9 protein-coding genes are annotated in these 15,482 nt (G+C 61.5%); 6 read left to right on the top strand and 3 right to left on the bottom strand.

The genetic code is table 11. The features are described 5' to 3' along the window. Window positions 1-76 precede the first annotated feature (76 nt). Window positions 77-514, top strand: coding sequence for an Lrp/AsnC family transcriptional regulator (locus J3P73_RS22690; protein WP_017966296.1), 438 nt, complete (start codon window positions 77-79; stop codon window positions 512-514). Between the two features lie 91 nt (window positions 515-605). On the opposite strand, the gene J3P73_RS22685 is transcribed toward J3P73_RS22690, so the two are convergent. The 3 genes from J3P73_RS22685 to J3P73_RS22675 form a co-directional block, all read right to left on the bottom strand. Further along, window positions 606-7,028 (bottom strand): translocation/assembly module TamB domain-containing protein, encoded by a 6,423-nt coding sequence (locus J3P73_RS22685; RefSeq protein WP_130693114.1) that lies wholly within the window; start codon window positions 7,026-7,028, stop codon window positions 606-608. Between the two features lie 67 nt (window positions 7,029-7,095). Further along, window positions 7,096-9,024 carry an autotransporter assembly complex protein TamA gene (locus tag J3P73_RS22680; RefSeq protein ID WP_018067914.1) on the bottom strand — a complete coding sequence of 643 codons (1,929 nt, stop codon included), beginning with the start codon at window positions 9,022-9,024 and terminating at the stop codon, window positions 7,096-7,098. 169 nt (window positions 9,025-9,193) lie between these two features. Beyond that, entirely contained in the window at window positions 9,194-9,451 is a 258-nt protein-coding gene (locus J3P73_RS22675) for a YMGG-like glycine zipper-containing protein (protein ID WP_012759223.1), read from the bottom strand. Between the two features lie 325 nt (window positions 9,452-9,776). Between J3P73_RS22675 and hemA the strand changes: the two genes are divergently transcribed. From hemA to J3P73_RS22650, 5 genes are all read left to right on the top strand, one after another. Further along, window positions 9,777-10,991, top strand: a complete 1,215-nt coding sequence (gene hemA, locus J3P73_RS22670; protein WP_130687160.1) for a 5-aminolevulinate synthase — start codon at window positions 9,777-9,779, stop codon at window positions 10,989-10,991. Window positions 10,992-11,352: 361 nt separating this feature from the next. Further along, the gene (locus J3P73_RS22665; RefSeq protein ID WP_024323314.1) at window positions 11,353-12,330 is read left to right on the top strand and encodes a LacI family DNA-binding transcriptional regulator; all 978 of its coding nucleotides are present in this window, start codon (window positions 11,353-11,355) and stop codon (window positions 12,328-12,330) included. 54 nt (window positions 12,331-12,384) lie between these two features. Then, window positions 12,385-13,623 (top strand): ABC transporter substrate-binding protein, encoded by a 1,239-nt coding sequence (locus J3P73_RS22660; RefSeq protein WP_130686853.1) that lies wholly within the window; start codon window positions 12,385-12,387, stop codon window positions 13,621-13,623. Between the two features lie 75 nt (window positions 13,624-13,698). Then, entirely contained in the window at window positions 13,699-14,616 is a 918-nt protein-coding gene (locus J3P73_RS22655; RefSeq protein WP_130692908.1) for a carbohydrate ABC transporter permease, read from the top strand. Further along, window positions 14,613-15,476, top strand: coding sequence for a carbohydrate ABC transporter permease (locus J3P73_RS22650; RefSeq protein WP_075225901.1), 864 nt, complete (start codon window positions 14,613-14,615; stop codon window positions 15,474-15,476). Before J3P73_RS22655 ends, J3P73_RS22650 begins: the two co-directional genes overlap by 4 nt. Window positions 15,477-15,482: the final 6 nt, after the last annotated feature.

The following is a 15,482-nucleotide window of genomic DNA, read 5'->3' as shown; positions in this document are numbered from 1 at the left end:
GTGCTGGTAGCAAAAAGATGGAAAAACGTCAGAAATGGACTATGATTGCGCAGATTGATAAATCTATTTTGACAAAGTGGTCAGCGTGGACGATCTCGACACCGAACTTCTCAGTGCACTTCGCCATAACGCCCGGATTTCCGTCTCGTCGCTTGCCGCGACGACAGGTGCATCGCGGGCGACGGTTGCCGCACGTATCGACCGACTGGTCGCCAGCGGCACCATTGTCGGCTTCACCATTCGCACCGGTCACGAGACGCGGTCCGCCGGCGTGCGCGCCATCGTCATGATCGAGGTGCTCGGCAAGCTCGCCGACAGGGTGGCCGATCAGTTGAGGGGCCTGCCGCAGGTGCGCGCGCTTCACAGCACCAACGGCAAATGGGATTTTGTCGCCGAACTCGAGGACCGCGACCTTGCCGCCTTTGACGAGACGCTGCGCCGCATCCGGCTGATCAACGGCATCAATTCGACCGAGACCAATATCCTTCTCAAGACGAGTAAGACGGGTTTCTAGAGCAATTTCCAGGAAAAGTGCGAAGCGGTTTTCCCAGGCAAAGCGCGAAGCGGTTTTGCCAGGAATTGCGTAAAACAAAGATTAGGCTGGCTCAGTATTCCCGCTCATAGACAATGCCGGCTTCGCCCTCACCGTTGCCACCGGCCCCTCCGCGCAGCTTGACGCCGCGGCCGACATCGAGGTTGATCACCGCCTTGGCGCCGGCCGAACCGCCCTGCTGCAATTCGAAATAGGTGCGATCGTTGAGATAGCGGCCGACGCTGACGCTCGTCTGGCCCTTGGAATCGGTGCTGACGTCGAAATCGTCGACGCCGAGCTGGTTGCGTAAGCCTTCGAAAAGTGAGGTGGAGCGGTTGCCGGCCAGCTGACTGACGGCGTCGGCGAGCTGGGCGATCTGCACCGGCGAGAGCTTCGACATCGACTGGCCGAAGATCAGCTGCGCCAGCACCTCGTCCTGCGGCAGCTGGGGCGAGGAGGAAAAGGTGATCGCGGGGTCGGTGGCGAGGCCGGCGACGTCGACGGTCAGCGTCGTCGATCCAGAGGCCGAGGTCGCTTCCATATCGAGCGCCGGCGTCAGGTCGCCGGCAAAGGTGATCCTGCTCTTGTCGGAGAAGTCCAGACGGCGGTTGAGAATGGTCATGCGGCCGCGGCGCATGGTGAAACCGCCGGTCACGATGGGTGCAGCCGCCGTGCCGCGGATCGTCACCAGGCCGCCAAGCTCGGCATCGATGCCGCGGCCGCGCACGAAGATATGCGAGGGCGCGTCGATTTCGAGATCCAGCGTGATCACCGAGGATTTCTCGCCGGGTTTGCGCTCGCCGTCATCGCGCAACTGCGCAAGTACAGCCCGCGGCGCATTCTTATGCCGGATGTCGATTTCTCTCAGTGAGGTCGGCAATTTTTCCGGGACCGTGATTGAGGTCTTGTCCAGCCGAAGCTTGCCGCTCAGCGTCGCATTGGTGATCGGCCCGCGCAGGCCGACCGTGCCATTGACGGTCGAGACGACAAGGGTTCCATCGACATAGACCGCCTTGTCGAGCTTGATCGAAATGTCGGTGGGAAAGCCGCCGGCTGGCTGGATGCCGATCGTGCCGCTGGCCGAAATCGTGCCGCCGCCGCCAAGGCTGCCGTTGAGGCGCGATATCACGGCCTGGCTGCCATTGAAGGTCACGGTCGCCATAAGATTGTTGATGGCCAGGTTGCGTCGGACGTCGACGAGCTTGGCGCCATTGGTCGAGACCGTGCCGTTGATGACGGGTGCTGCGGCCGTTCCGCCGATCTGGAGATTGACGGTGGCGACGCCATCCGCAACGAGGCCCTGCTGCGCAAGCGGGGCGCCGAGCACGGCGAAAGGAAGATTGCCGTTAAACCGCATGTCGATGGCGCGATTGCCTGTGATCACGACACTGCCGCCGCCCTTCAGCGACATGCCGGCGTCACCGGCAAGGCTGGTGTCGACCGTCAGCCTGTTTCCGGCAAGTTTGCCTGACGCACCGATGCTGAACGGCGAAAGGCCGGCACCTTTGGTCTGGCTCGTCGCCGCGTTCTTCCAGTCGACCTTGAAGTCGACGGAGGGCGCCGATAGCGCGCCGGTGGCCTTTACGGTCGCCGAGACCGCGCCCTCGGCTGCAAGACCGGGAACGAAGCCGTTGGCAATGCCCGCCGGCAGATTGGTGGTATTCGCCGTGACATCGAGAGACTTGATCGACGTGCCGGCTATGGCGAGATTACCGGTGGCCTTGAGCGCAATTCCGCCGCTGCCGTTGAGGGTGGCATCAAAATCCAGCCTGTCACCGGCGTATTTTCCCGTCGCTGCCAGCGCAAGGCGAGAGAGGCCGGCAGCCTTGGTGTGGCTGGTCGCGGCATCTTTCCAGTTGAGCTTGAAATCGACGATCGGGCTTGCCGGCGTTCCCGACGTTATGGCGTTTGCCGAAAGCGTGCCTTCAGCACCGAGACCGGGAACGAAGGCATTTGCGATATTTGCCGGCAGCGCCGGGATATCGGCATTGATCGAAAGGTCCCGGATGGCCGTTCCCGCGATCGTGACGCCGCCCTTCGCCTTGGCCAACACGCCGTCCTTGCCGCTAAGGTTGGCATCGAAGTCGACCCGGTCGTTGGCGAACTTGCCGGATGCCGCAGCACTCAGGCCCGAAAGGCCGCTGCTCTTGGTCTGGGCGGTCGCGGCGTTCTTCCAGTCGAGCTTGAAATCGACCGCTGGCTTCGGCAGCGCGCCGGAGGCCGATGCCGTGCCCGAGACGGTGCCTTCGGCGGCAAGACCGGGGACGAAGCCGTTGGCGAGGCCTGCAGGCAGGTTGGCGAGATCGGCCTTGACGTCGAGGTTGCGAACTGATGTGCCTAATATCGCGATGTTGCCGGCGGCCTTCAGCGAGAGGCCGTCCCGGCCGCCGAGATTGGCATCGAAATCGAGCCGGTCGTCGGCGAAGCGTCCGGATGTGGTGAGCGCTAAGCCCGAGAGATGAGCGCTTCGGGTATGGCTGGTCGCAGCATCCGTCCAGTCGAGCTTGAAATCGGCTTTCGGTGCGGCGGGTGTCCCGGCGGCGGACACAGTGCCGGATATCGTGCCGCCGGCCGCCAGATCGGGAACGAAGGCATTTGCGAGACTGGCCGGAAGCTTGACGATCTCGGCATCGACCTTGATGCTGTCGATCGCCGTGCCGGCCAATGCGACATTGCCCATGGCCTTCAGCGAGAGGTCTTTATCGCCGCTAACTGCCGCGTTGAAATCAAGCTTGTTTTCGGCAAATTTTCCCGATGCGGTCACGCCGAGCGCTGCAAGGCCGGCACGTTTCGTGTGGCTCGTCGCAGCGCCTTTCCAATTGAGATCGAAATCGGCACTCGGGGCGGAAAGGGACCCGCTGGCCGAGATCTTTCCGGAGATCGCACCTTCGGCGGCGAGATCCGGGACGAAGCTGTTTGCTATATATGCTGGGACATTTGCCAGCGCGGCATCGACTTTGATGCTGTCGATCGCCGTACCGGCCAATGCGACATTGCCCATGGCCTTCAGTGAGAGGTCTTTGTCGCCGCTAACTGCCGCGTTGAAATCAAGCTTGTTGTCGGCAAATTTTCCCGATGCGGTCACGCCGAGCGCTGCAAGGCCGGCACGTTTCGTGTGGCTCGTTGCAGCGTCTTTCCAATTGAGATCGAAATCGGCACGCGGGGCGGAGAGCGACCCGCTGGCCGAGATCTTTCCGGAGATCGCGCCTTCGGCGGCGAGATCGGGGACGAAGCTGTTTGCGATATTTGCGGGAACATTCGCCAGTGCGGCGTCGACCGTGACCTTGCCGATCGTCGTGCCCGTGATGGCGACATTGCCGTTTGCCTTCAGCGAGAGGCTGTCGGCGCCGCCGATCACTGTATCGAAATCGAGCTTGCTGTCGGCGAATTTTCCAGATGCCTTGACAGCGAGGGCGGCAAGGCCTGCACGCCTCGTCTGGCTCGTCGCAGCACTTTTCCAATCGAGATCGAAATTGGCGGTGGGAGCAGCCAGCGAGCCGGAGGCCGTCAGTTTTCCTGTAATCGTGCCTTCGGCGGCGAGATCGGGCACGAAACCATTGGCGATGCGGGCAGGCAGGTTGAGGATATCGGCGTTGACATCAAGCACCGGCGCCTTCGGGTCGGCGAGCGCGACATTGCCGGCGGCCTTCAGCGAGAGGCCGTCATTGCTGCCGACCGTCGTGTCGAAATCGAGCTTGTTGTCGGCGAATTTGCCGCCGGCGGTGATGCCGAGCGGTGCCAGGCCGGCGCCCTTGGTCTGGCCCGTCGTCGCATCCTTCCAGTCGAGCTTGAAGTCGGCGACCGGTGCTGCCGGCGTTCCGGTCACGGCAATCGTTCCGGAGATCGTGCCGCCGGCTGAAAGGTTCGGAACGAAACCGTTGGCGAGCGCCGCCGGCAGCTCGCGGATATCGGCATCAAGCTTCAGCGTTTCGCCGGCGGAACCGGTGACGGTCACCGAACCGGCGCCGGTCTTCAGCGTCAGTCCGTTCAGACTGGCGGCACCGTCGCCGATGGCGACCTGCGTCGGTGCGGCAAGCTCGATCGGGATATTGCGGGGGCTTGCCGAGAAACGATCAAGGTTCAGGTGGATCGTGCCGTCCGCCGCCTCGACATTGCCGGCGGCCAGCAGGGGATTGCCGTCATAGGCAGCATCGAGATCGAAGTTGGTATGGTTTTGCTGCTTGGTAAACCTAAGCGAAAGGCCGGCAAGCTTGTTCGTTCCGGCGCTCACCTCCTCGGCCTTGACCGTGCCGTTTGCGGCAAGGGCGCTGAGATCGCTGACCGTTACATCGATATCCGGCTTGACGATCGCAAGCGTATCACGGCGGATCGAGCCGCCTGTTGCAAGCAGTTTGAGCGCGATCCTGCCGCTGTCGCTGCTGACGCCGAGCGAACCCTTGAGATCGCCTTCGGCCTTCTGTCCGCCGAGTGCGGCGAGCAGGCCGACATTGGGGAAATCGAAGGTCAATGCGCCTGTTGGCTCCAGAGAGGGCGAGAATTCCACATTGCCGGTCAGCCGGTTGCCGCCGATATCGGCGGTCAGTGCCGGAATGCTTATCTTGCCGTCCTGCGAGGTGATGTCGCCGTTGATGCCGATCGGTTGGCCATCGATCGTACCGGTGGCGGCGATCCTGCCCTGCGGCGCCTTGGGATCGGCGAGACCCGACAGGTCGATATTGAGGTTGCTGAGCGTGCGGTCGGCCATTTTAAGGCTGGCGGCCTTGAGATTGGCCGTCACCGAGATTGCCGGGAGCTCACCGCCCACTCTCAACGCATAACCCGCCCCACCACTGGCTCCGGGGATGAGCTTGCCGATGTCAGGCAGCCGGCCGGAGAGATCGGCATTCAACATCCCGCCATCAAGCGCGACGTTGCCGGCGGCTTCGAGCGTGCTGGACTTCAGGACGAGATTGGACAGCGCGAATTTTGACGGGATGGTGCCGACCACCTGGCTTTCGAGCGAGATCGGTCCGTCGAACTTGCTTGTTACCGCAGCCGGCAGGGCTGCCGGGTTGATGGTGAGCTTGAGGTTGCCGGTCAGCGCCTTGTCTGCCAGCCGATAGGAACCGTTGAGGCCGCCGTTGATATTGGCACTTTCGACGGTGGTGCCGTTGAAGCCGATGCCACTGGGCGAGATCTGCAGCGGCGAGGCGATCGTGACCGGGCCCTGGACCGCGCGATTGAGGTTCGGCTCGGCAAAGGTCGCGTCGCCGGCAACGAGGCGCAGCTGGACGCTGCCGGAACGCGCTGCGAGATTGAAGGCGTCGCTCTTTGCGGTCAGCTTGATATTGCCGATATTGGCCTGCGGAAGGGTTGCGGTGTCGAGCGAGCCGCTGACGTTCAGCCGGGCCGCCTGCGCATCGCCTGTTAGTGCCAGGTTGAGGCCAGAAATGAGGAAGCGCGCTTCGCCTTCAGCGAGTGGCCAACGGAAATCGACGGGCCCCGACGTGCCGAGCAGATTGGCGTTCAGACTGTTGTTGCCGGCCGGATCGAGGGTGCCCGAGGCGGCGATCACCACGCTGCCGGTGGCGATATTGCCGGTCTGGATATCGATCTTGCCGTGATTGTCGAAGGTGGTGGCAAGATCGATATTGGTCTGGCCGGCAAAAAGCGGCCGGAATGCCGATGGAAGCAGCGAGCTCAGGTCACCGCCGCCCTTGAGGTCGAGGTGGTGCAGCCCGTCTTCCGTAATCTGATGCCGGGCCTCGATTGCGGCGCGCTGCTGCCCGTCGAGGGCAGCCTGCAATTTGCCTTTCCAATCGGATATCGGCCCCTGGCCGTCCAGATCGATGTTGACGGCCGGGCTGTCCGGCAGGCCGAGAAAGCCCGCCAGCAGCCCGCCCTTCGGCTCGGACAGCTGCGCCTTCAGCCGCAGCCGGTTTTCGGCAGGCGCAAAGGCGATGTCGGCGGCAAGCCGCGCATCCGGGACCGCGTGACGGCTGACATTGACGACAGCTTCGCCGCCATCGCCATTCGCCGAAAGGCTGCCCTCGGCGGCGAGCGCAAAGGCGCGGCCGGCAACGGGTGCGGCAAGTTTGATATCGGGCAGCGCGACACGGTCTATATCGACCTTGATCGGAAGATTAAATCCGCCGGAATTTTCAGCTCCGGGCCGCGAGGGCAGGGTGCGCAGCGGCTTGCGCAGCACGTTGATCGCTTCGATCTCGAAGCGTTTGGCATGGAAAGTTCCCGTCAGCAGCGCAAGCGGATTCCAGTCGATCGCGATGCCATGAATTTCCGCAAAGACACCCCTGGTGTCGGAGATGGAGATCTCGGCGGCGCGAAGCCCGCCGGTCAAAAGGCCTTGCGGTTCGCGAACCTCGATCGTCATGTCGCGGTTGGAAAGCGTGGAGGCTATCTTTTCGGTAACGATTCGAGCGCCAAAACTGGTGAAGCCGAAGATCGCAAGCGCAGCGACCGCGAGAATCAAAGTGGCACCGACGGCATAGCCGGTGAGCCGTATGATCCAGTTGACGATTTTTGCCAGCGTTTGCATTGGCGCGGACACTACCCCGTTTTCATGACGGCTCACAGATCGGAAAACACGAACGGAATCGGCAATTCTAGAAGGACTGGCCGATGCCGGCGTAGATTCCGTAATCTGTGCCATCTTCGTACTTGTTCAGCGGCATGGCAAAATCAAGCCGCAGCGGGCCGAAAGGCGTTGCATATCGTATTCCGGCGCCGGCGCCGGCGCGGATATCGGAAAAACCTGGAAAGGTGCTGTCCGATACGGTGCCGACATCGATGAAGGGCACGATGCCGATCGTATCGGTAATCTTGATGCGAGCCTCCAGCGAACCGGTCACATAGGAGCGGCCGCCAGTGGGATCACCATTGTCGTTATAAGGCGAGATTTCCTGATAGCTGTATCCGCGCACGGAGCCGCCGCCGCCGGCAAAGAAGCGCTGTGTGGCGGGAATATCCCCAATGCTATCGCCGCCGATCAGGACGCCGGCGGCAACCTTGCCGGCCAGCACGACGCCGTCTTCCTGGCCGAATGGCAGATAGCCGGAGATCGAGCCCTCGAATGCCGCATAGGGCGTGGCGTTGAAGATTTCGTAGCCAGGCTTTGCCGAGAATGTCGCGCGATAACCCTCCGTCGGGTTGAACTTGTCGTCGCGTGCGTCGCGATCATATTGGATCGGCAGGGTGAAGGTCAGATAGTCGTTCGTGCCGAAGGCGTCATCATCGCGTTCCCAGCTGACCTCGCCGCTCGCCGAGACCGTGTCCTGGTCAGTCAGTTCGTAGGAAAGACCGAGCGAGGCGGTGACGAGCGTCGCGTTATAGGCATCCGGATTTTCGGTCTTGGCGACGATGCCGGCTTTCAGCGTGGCGGCGGGAAAGAAGGCGCCGGGCTTGGTGAAGAGGATGCCTGCGGAATAGTCGAGGCTGCCGACATCCGTCGTTTCGCCAAGCCGCGAAACCGATCCCTCGATCCTCAGCGTTTCGGCTTCGCCAAACAGATTGCGGTGGCCCCAATAGCCCTGAACACCGAAGCCGTCGGTGGTGGAATATTGCGCGCCGACGCCGAAGTAACGTCTCTTGCCTTCTGAGACCTCGATCGTCATCGGCAAGGTGCCATCCGGCGCCAGCGCATCCCCTTGGTGGATGGTGACGCTCGAAAAGACGCCGAGGGCGCGAAGGCGCTCGCCGGCTTTCTTCAGCGTTTCCGGGGAATAGGCTTCGCCCTTGTTCAGCCGGGAGTAGCGCTGGATGAAGCCTGGTCTGACAGTCTTCTCGCCGGTGACGCCGACATCGCCGATCGGGGCGATGGGACCGCCCTCGGCAGCAAGGACGATATCGACGGTATCGCTGTTGTGATCGGCGACGACCTTGCGTTCGGTCAACTTGGCGAAGGGCCGGCCTTCACTCTTCAATTGTTCGACGATCTTGTCGCCGGCCCTGATGATGGCGAGCGAGCCGGCCTCAGCGCCCGGGGCGAGGTCGTAATCGGCGGGATTGTGGTTTGCAGCATCGCCGCCGAACTGTACCTCCCTGACCTTGAAAACGGGACCGGGAGCAATGTCGACGGTGACGGGGATCGGTCCGGACCGGTCGAATGTCGGATTGGGCGGCAGGTCGTCGATATTCTTGCCGTCGATGGCGATCGTCACCAGGCCGCCATAACGGGCCTTTTCATACAGAGTGGCGATCAGCCGCTCACGGTCGTCGCGCGCCTTGACGACGATGCCAAGATCGCCGGAAACCGGCTGCTTCTGGTCGCTGACGAGACGGGAACTGTTTTCCAGCGCTTCTTTCAGGTCGGGATCGGCGGTATCGGCCCTGAGGTCGACGTGGTAGCGCACCGGATCGGGCACCTGTTCGCCTTCGTCTTCTTCTTTGCCGAAAATGGTGATGCCGAAAAGCTTGAAGGCGTAAGCGTCGCCGATCAGGACCGGTGAGAACGCAGCTGCCGCTGCGACCACCATCATGGTGCCTGTTCGCCGATACGCAGTACCTGTTTTCGGGCCTGTCCCTCTGATCCGCATCCGCCGCTTTTGGTTATGTCTACATTGAAGCTTCGTTGCCCAGCCATGAACAGCTTAGCGACAAAATCGCGCGGGGTGTACCATTTTAAATTGCCAACGCGCTAATTTAGCACAAAAAATCCCGGACGTGTGTCCGGGATTTCCTGAATTTGCCGATCTCCGAGCGCTCTCAGCGCGGGCAACTATCGATGTAGCGGCGGCCGTAACGGTCGCGATAGTAGCACTGGCCGGGCTGTTCGGCGACGCTGCCGATGAGGGCGCCAGACACGCCGCCGATAGCGGCGCCGACTGCCGCGCCACGGACGTTGCCGGTGACGACGCCGCCGATGACGGCACCGGATGCAGCGCCGATGCCGGCGCCCTGTTGCGTCGGCGTGCAGCTTGCGATCGACAGGCCGATCAGTGCGAGTATGACAACTTTCTTCATCTTTTCTCTCCGAGGTTGTTGCCCAGCGGGCAAAGGCCGTCCCTTCTATTTTTTTGTCAGGCTAGACCGAAAACTATGTCGGAAGAAAGGGTTGTCCATCCGGTGTGCTGATTTTTTTGCGATCAGGCTGGGTCGCCTTTTGCACGGTGCGCAAACTCGGCTGCCTTCTGCGGCATCAATTTCATTGATCGCGGCTCGCATATTTTTTATCTGGAATCATTCAAAAATCTGGGCCTTTTGCCGCAGTTGATGTTAAAGCAAAGGGTAAGCATTGACGCGCGGACGTCCAGTCATCAAGAACATCCGCGCGATACTGGAGCATATGATGGATTTCGAAGCGTTTTTCAAAAACGAGCTGGACGGGCTTCATGCTGAGGGCCGTTACCGCGTTTTTGCCGATCTCGAACGTCACCGCGGCAATTTTCCCCGCGCGACGCGTTACACCGCGGATGGCCAAAAGGAAGTCACGGTCTGGTGCTCCAACGACTATCTCGGCATGGGCCAGCATCCGAAGGTGATCGAGGCGATGAAGAACGCCATCGACCACTGTGGCGCGGGTGCGGGAGGCACCCGGAATATTTCTGGCACCAACCACCATCACGTCATGCTCGAGCGTGAGCTTGCCGACCTGCACGGCAAGGAAGCAGCGCTGATCTTCACGTCGGGCTATGTGTCCAACTGGGCAGCACTCGGCACGCTCGGCGCCAAGATCCCCGGCCTGATCATCTTCTCCGATGCGCTGAACCATGCTTCGATGATCGAGGGCATCCGCTATGCCAAGTGCGACAAGGTGATCTGGAAGCACAATGACGTGGCCGATCTCGAAGCCAAGCTCAAGGCCGCCGATCCGAAGGCGCCGAAGCTGATCGCCTTCGAGAGCGTCTATTCGATGGATGGCGATATCGCCCCGATCAAGGCGATCTGCGACCTCGCCGACAAATATGGGGCGATGACCTATCTCGACGAAGTGCATGGCGTCGGCATGTATGGCCCGCGCGGCGGCGGCATTGCCGAGCGCGAAGGGCTGATGGACCGGCTGACCGTCATCGAAGGCACGCTCGGCAAGGCGTTCGGGGTGATGGGCGGCTATATCGCCGCTTCGACGGCACTTTGCGATTTCATCCGCTCGTTTGCCTCGGGCTTCATCTTCACCACGGCGTTGCCGCCGGCACTGGCCGCCGGCGCCGTTGCCTCGATCCAGCACCTGAAGGTCAGCCAGTTCGAGCGCGCCCGCCATCAGGACCGTGTCCGCAAGCTGAGGGCGCTGCTTGACCAGCGCGGCATTCCGCATATGCCCAATCCAAGCCATATCGTGCCGGTGCTGGTCGGCGATGCGGCCAAGTGCAAGTGGATCTCCGACCTGCTGCTCGACAATTGCGGCGTCTATGTCCAGCCGATCAACTATCCCACCGTGCCGAAGAAGACCGAGCGGCTGCGCATCACGCCGACGCCGCTGCATTCCGACGCCGATATCGCCCATCTCGTCGAGGCGCTGCATTCGCTCTGGTCGCGTTGTGCGCTCGCAAGGCACGTCGCCTGATTTTTCGATGATCGCTCGGTTCGAACCGTAATTCAGGGCCTCCACTGGAGGTTCTGACAGCGATCGGTCTTGCTCCCGCAAGACGCCGCAATAAACCTCCCTTGCCCTTCCAAGATCATCCGCTCTGCGCTTGGTCTTAACACTGATGACACATCGCAATTGGCCTGACCGATGCGCATGGATCTTTCCCTGTGCTTGCGTCCTCCCACAAACTGCGCCGCCGATCCGAGCCTTGGGGTCGTATGAGAAAACCTTTTCTCACTTGACATAGGGATTGGTAAAAGCTTTTCTCAGATCACTTCAGAAGGAGGACGTTCTGAACATATCGGGAGGAAAAAGAGGCAGGATCACCATCCACGAGGTGGCGGCGGCTGCCGCGGTGAGCATCTCGACGGCGTCGAAAGCTCTCAATGATACCGGCCGGATGGGGTCGGAGACGCGCGAGCGGGTGAAGCGGATCGCCGCCGAGATTGGATATCGGCCGAATGCGCTGGCGAGAGGTCTTCTCAGCAAACGCAGTTTCACCATCGGGCTGCTGACGAACGACACCTATGGCCGTTTCACGCTGCCTGTCATGGCGGGTATTTCCGACGCTCTCGTCGATCACGGCGTTTCGGTCTTCCTGTGTGCCATTGAAGACGATCCGGCGCTCGCTCAGATCCATGTCGACGCGATGCTGGACAAACAGGTCGATGGCATCATCGCGACGGGAAAACGCTTGGACAGACGCCTGCCTGTCGATCTGTCGAATTTGCATGTGCCTGTCGTCTACGCATTCACGGAGGGGACGCAGAACAGCGTGACCTTCCGGTCTGACGACGAACAGGGTGCGCGGCTGGCGGTGGAATGGCTCGTGAAGATCGGACGGCGGCGGATTGCGCACATCACCGGGCCGGAGGATTTCTTCTCGGTGCGGGAACGTGCCGGCGCCTATCACGAGGTGGCCGGTCACCGCGAACCGGTGCTCTACGGCGTCTGGTCGGAAAGCTGGGGTCATGAGGCGGTCGAACAGCTTTGGAAGAGACCGGGAGAAAAACCGGATGCGCTCTTCTGCGGCAATGACCAGATCGCCCGCGGCGCTGCGGATGCGTTGCGCGAGCGCGGCGTCAAGGTGCCGCAGGACGTCTCGGTCATCGGCTTCGACAATTGGGAGATTGTCGCGGCCCAGACGCGGCCGCCGCTGACGACGGTGGACATGGAACTGAAGGAGCTCGGGCGGCAAGCCGGATTGACGGTGCTTGCGCTTGCGGAAGGACGGCCTGTCGAGCCGGGAGTGAGGAAATTGCCGTGCCGGCTGATCGTCCGGCAGTCATGCGGGGGTAAAGCCCCCCGGGGATGAGAACAAGAGAATGAGCAAAGGCGCGAGGAGATGCGCCATATCGGGAGGAGTGTCATGATCAAGCGTCTTTTGGCGGCGACCAGCATCGCTACCTTATGTCTGGTGTCGGCCGCGTCGGCTGCCGAAAATGTCGAAATGTGGGTTCGCTCGGGGATCGGCGACGCCTTCAAGAAGGTCGTCGAAGCCTATAATTCCGGTCACGAGAACAAGGTCGTGATGACCGAGGTGCCGTTCTCCGAGCTGGTGCAGAAATATGCGACGGCGATCGCCGGCGGACAGGCGCCGGACGCCCTGTCGATGGACCTCATCTATAACCCTGCCTTTGCCGCGGCCGGCCAGCTGGAAGATCTGACGGACTGGGCAAAATCCCTGCCGTATTTCAATTCGCTTTCGCCATCGCATGTTCGCTTGGGCACCTATCAGGACCGGATCTACGGCCTGCCGCTTTCGGTCGAAACATCCGTCTTTGCCTGGAACAAGGATCTCTACAAGAAGGCCGGTCTCGACCCGGAAAAGGCACCTGTGAATTGGGACGAAATTACCGCCAATGCCGAGAAGATCCGGGCGCTCGGTGACGACACCTATGGCTTCTATTTCTCTGGCGGCGGCTGCGGCGGCTGCATGATCTTCACATTCACGCCGCTCGTCTGGGGTGCGGGCACCGATATCCTGTCGGCCGACAGCAAGACGGCGACGCTCGATACGCCTCAGATGCGCAAGGCCGTCGACATCTATCGCAACATGGTCAAGAAGGACCTGGTGCCGGCGGGAGCCGCCAGCGACAACGGCGCGAACTTCCTGACCTTCACCAACGGCAAGATCGGCCAGCAAAGCCTCGGCGCCTTTGCCATCGGCACGCTGGTGACCGAGCATCCCGATATCAACTTTGGCGTGACGCTCATTCCCGGCGTCGACGGGAAGCCTTCGTCCTTTGCCGGCGGCGACAACTTCGTCATCACCAAGGGCACGAAGAAGATCGACGCGGTGAAGGAGTTCCTCGAATATGTGTATTCGATGGATGGCCAGAAGATCATGGCAAAGTATGGCAGCCTGCCGACGCGCGGCGATATCGCCGATAAGGTGCTTGAGGGCCTCGATCCGCGCATGCAGGTTGGCCTGAAGGCGATCGGTGTGGCCAAGACACCCTATACGCTGCAGTTCAACGACCTGATCAACAGCGCCAACGGGCCATGGGCAAGCTTCACCAACGCCGCGATCTTCGGCGACGACGTCGACGGCGCGTTTTCGAGTGCGCAATCGGAAATGCAATCGATCATCGATAGCGGCCAGTAAACTCTCCCCCGGCCGCGGCCGGGGAGCGGTGGCAGCTTCCCGGCCAATCCCACTCGACAGATGCGGAGCGTTTTGATGACCGGTTCCGGTTCAGAGATTCTATTGCCTCGGCGCAGGCGACGGCGCAGATCGAACTGGCGCGGCCTCGTCTACATTGCGCCGGCCATGGCGCTGGTCATCGTCTTCTTCATCATGCCGGTTCTCTTCACCGGATGGATGAGCCTGCATAACTGGCCGCTGATGGGGGCGTCCCGCTGGATCGGCTTCAACAATTATGTCCGCATGGCCAACGACACCCGCTTCATGACGGCGCTGAATTTCACGGCCTATTACACCGTGATCGTCACCATCGCGATCTTCGCGATCGCCTTTCCGCTGGCAATCTTCGTCGAGAAGGAACGGCAGTTCGTCGGCGCCTACCGGACGATCATCTTCCTGCCTGTCGTGGTCGGTCTTGCGACAGCCTCCCTGCTCTGGGTCTGGCTCGCCAATGTCGATAGCGGCTTCATCGGCCCGGCCTTGAGAGGGCTCGGCCTTCTGGAAAAGAGCCCCAATCTTCTTGCGACTTTCGACACCGCCTTTTTGACGATCGTGGTGATGGTCGTCTGGAAGATCGCCGGCTTCACGATGATCATTCTTTTGACCGGGCTTCAGGCCATTCCGTCCGAGCTGACGGAGGCGGCCCGCATCGACGGCGCCGGCCGCTGGCAGCGTTTCCGGCATCTGACGCTGCCGCTGATGCGCAAGACGATCGCGCTGGCGCTGATCGTCTCCGTCACCGGTTCGATCCTCGCCTTCGACCAGTACTACATCATGACGTCAGGCGGACCGCAGAACAAGATGATCTCGGTGGTCTACTACATCTTCAATCAGTCCTTCGTGTCGTTCAATCTCGGTTATGGCGCAGCACTGTCGATCGTGCTTCTCGCCATTCTGGTGGCGATCAGCATCGTGCAGCTCTGGCTGCTTCGCGTCGGGGAGGAGCGTCCATGACCACGTCAAGGGAACGCCGCGCGCGCAAGGCCATCCGGACGAAGTTGGCCTATCATCTGACCGGCATCACTATCTCGATCTTCTTTCTCGCCCCCTTCGTGATCACGCTGTTGTCGTCCTTCCGGCATGGCACGGAGGCCAGCCTGCCGCCCTTGCCGCCCTGGCCGACATCCGGCGTCAGCATCGATTCCTACGCGCTGCTCGATACATTCGGCGCCGGCATCTGGCGGCACATGATCAATTCGCTATTCGTTTCGGTCGCCACCGTGGTGCTCACCGTCGCCGTCAGCCTGCTCGCCGGTTACGGCTTCTCGCGCTACCGGTTCCCGCTGAAGAATGCGCTCTTCGTGCTGATCATCGCGACGCTGATGATCCCGTTCCAGTCGATCCTGACGCCGCTCTTCATCATCCTGGCAAAGCTCGGCCTCAACAATTCGCTGCTTGGGCTGACGCTCGTCTATGTGACGCTGCAACTGCCCTTCTCGGTCTTCATGATGCGCAACGCCTTCGACGCCGTGCCGAAGGAGATTGAAGAGGCCGCACGCATCGATGGGGCGCGGGACCTCAGGCTTCTGGTGCGGGTTCTTCTGCCGCTGGTGCTTCCGGGTGTCGCGACGGTCGCGATCTTTGCCTTCCTCAATGCCTGGAACGAGTTTCTCGCCGCGCTGGTGCTGCTCTCCAGCAATGAGAAATACACCCTGCCGGTGCTGATGACGGCGGTTCGCGCCGGACGGCTCGGCGCCATCAACTGGGGAGCGGTCCAGGCCGGTGTCGTCGTCATGACGATCCCCTGCCTGATCGTCTTCCTGCTCCTGCAACGCTACTACATGCGCGGGCTGATGGCCGGCGCGGTGAAATGATCTTAG

The organism is Rhizobium ruizarguesonis, from assembly GCF_017357285.1.
GTDB classification, from domain to species: domain Bacteria; phylum Pseudomonadota; class Alphaproteobacteria; order Rhizobiales; family Rhizobiaceae; genus Rhizobium; species Rhizobium ruizarguesonis.
Note: the sequence above shows the minus strand (reverse complement) of the source record. Positions and strands in the feature narration are given on the sequence as shown.